The following is a 2,668-nucleotide window of genomic DNA, read 5'->3' as shown; positions in this document are numbered from 1 at the left end:
AACCGAGTCTTGAAAGCCTTGTGCTACAAAGGTTTGAAATGTTAAGAAAGATGTGACTAATGGACAGCTTAATAAGGGGGGTGCCGATCCCCCCTGCCCCCCTTGATAAGGGGGGTGCCGATAGGCGGGGGGATCCCCCTTGATAAGGGGGGTATCTGATAACTTTTAACGCCTACCTACTTACAGTTAAGGGTACAGCCATTTTCAAGATCGTGACGGGCATCGATCGATCCCTGAATTTGGGCTAACCAAAAGAGGATAATGAATAGCCAGATGACAGCGATCGAATATCGAATCTTGGCGGAGAGAGTCGGGAATTTACCCGACTAATAAGGGATTTTAAAAACTTAGCTCCAAACTAACTTTTGGATGGGTGCAAGGTTGGCCTTGATACCTTAATTCAGCAATGACTAAGAATGCGCTGCTGGGGTAGAGGGTGATTAGATGGATAAATTATAATTTTTAAGTGGGTGGGTGGAATTAAATAAGTAGTCGTGCAAAATTAATTTCCTAGTGAAGATAGGCAAGGGGCAAGAGGTGGTTAGATATGTGTAATTAATTTTGCTTAGGTACTTATAAGATGAACGTAGGTTGGGTTGAAGCATGAAACCCAACGCCCGATTATGTTACGCTACCGCTAACCCATCCTACAAATAATTGTGCCTCCCTACTTAAGAAAATCTTAAAAAGGGTTTTGTATGGAAAAAATCCGTCTAGGATTACAGTTATGCTCGTCGAACAGTAAGGTCGATAATAAGTTCGCAAGAACAGTTAAAATTAAACACTTAATTTCCTAATTCATGTATATCCTATGTTAAAAATTGCCACAATTCCCTATCCAATTGTCACAAAATACAAAAGCTTGTTTGGACAGGCAGAACCAATAGTAAAAAACCCTATTTGGTTGAACTGTTTTGCTCGTGGTATCGATGGTCGTGTTTATCGAAAGTGGTTCGACAACAAAGCCTGGTGGAAACCATCTGACTTTGATTGGCAGCCGCTTGGGGGGGGATTACGGATTACCCAGTGGCAGTGGCATGGTCTAGCAATCGACTTGATATTTTTGCCCGCGGTGTCGATGGCGCTCTGTATCACAATTATGGAAGTAACAACGATAAACCTTTAGCAGGATGGGAACTACTGGGTGGTCTGATTCAAGGTTCTCCTACAGTTGTTTCTTGGGGAAATAATCGAATCGATATTTTTGCCCGTGGCACGGATAATCGTATTTACCACAAGTGGTGGGATGGCAAGGGATGGAAACCCTCACAATTAGATTGGCAACCCCTGCTGGGGGTTGAAACATCTGAGTCTGCTGCCGCAGTAACATGGTCTAAAGGTCGTTTAGACGTTTTCGTACTCGCTTTAGACGGGAATGTGTATCATAACTATGGAAATGGCAATCCTAACAACTGGAGCGGATGGGAAACACTAGGTGGCTCACCGTTAAAAGGATCGCCAACGGTTGTTTCTTGGGGGGATGAGAGGATTGATATTTTCGTCCGGTCGTGGGATGGTACCATTAAACACAAGTCGTCGGATGGAGTATTTCCCTGGAAACCATCACAATTAGATTGGTATGATGTGGGTGGCCCAATTAATACCAATAGACCTGGTACATCTGACCCTCCTGCTGCGGTTGCATGGTCTAAAGGCCGGCTAGACGTATTTATACGCGAACAAAAAGATGGGGCTGTGTATCATAATTATGGCGATGGAAGTCCTAGCAGTTGGAGTGGATGGCAATCACTGGGTGGCAAAATCCAAGGACCTCCTACAGTAGATCTCTTGCAAAAGTAATCAAGATATATATTTTTGTCGGTAACGAAGTTCGTAATTGTAGATACCAGCAATCAAATTCAATCTCAGACCAAATCGCCGTCGGCGATTTCTGTATCTTGATGAAAGTATCCGAAATATTTTGAGACGACGATGAATATGTTCTATAACTATGCGCCGTTGTGATAACTGACGGTTGGCTTTTTTTTGCTCTTTACTTAGTTTTTCTTTTTTCTTTTTTTTATGAGGAATTTGACTGTTTTGATGGATTTTCTGAATCCCTTGATAGCCTTTGTCCCCTAATATTTCTATTTCCTTATTTAACCCTATTTTACTCTCTTTCCACAACCGAAAATCATGGACTCTTCCTTTCTCACAACGGACGCAGATTATCTGCTCACTTTTTTAATCGGCAACGACTTGCGACTTTAATGTGTGGTATCCCTGCTTGCCACTATAGCATGATTTCTGTTTTTTTTTGGGTCTTTCTATCTCCTGTTCTGACACATCCACCACTATTACTTCTATTTCACTATTACTTTCTAATAGGGCTTTTTTTTCCGGTAGATTAAACAGACCTGATTTGATAAGAATATTCTCTACTTTCCTAACAATTCTCTACGCCGTTGATTCGTTAACACCCCAACTATTTCCCAGATGAAAATAGGTGCGATATTCTCGCCAATATTCTAATGTTATTAGTAGTTGGTCTTCCGTACTCAATTTGCTAGGTCTACCTGTCTTTTTTTGCCAAACTTTTTCTGCCTTTAGGACTGTTACCATATCCTTAAATGTATCTGGATACAGGCCACACAAGCGTTTGAACTCTGTTGGCTTTAAAGTTTTTACTTGTTCGTAAGTCATCTTTCAATCTTAACTCTTGGACTAT

At 41.5% G+C, this 2,668-nt stretch carries 1 protein-coding gene and 1 pseudogene; one reads left to right on the top strand and one right to left on the bottom strand.

Annotated elements, in window-relative coordinates:
- The first annotated feature begins 990 nt into the window (after positions 1-990).
- Positions 991-1,800, top strand: a complete 810-nt coding sequence (locus tag O9332_RS08150; RefSeq protein ID WP_288024823.1) for a PLL family lectin — start codon at positions 991-993, stop codon at positions 1,798-1,800.
- Here the strand turns inward: O9332_RS08150 and O9332_RS08145 are convergent.
- Positions 1,801-2,643, bottom strand: a pseudogene (locus O9332_RS08145) (IS5 family transposase).
- Positions 2,644-2,668: the final 25 nt, after the last annotated feature.

The organism is Microcystis sp. LE19-10.1B (assembly GCF_027530565.1).
Taxonomy (GTDB): Bacteria; Cyanobacteriota; Cyanobacteriia; order Cyanobacteriales; family Microcystaceae; genus Microcystis; species Microcystis aeruginosa.
Note: the sequence above shows the minus strand (reverse complement) of the source record. Positions and strands in the feature narration are given on the sequence as shown.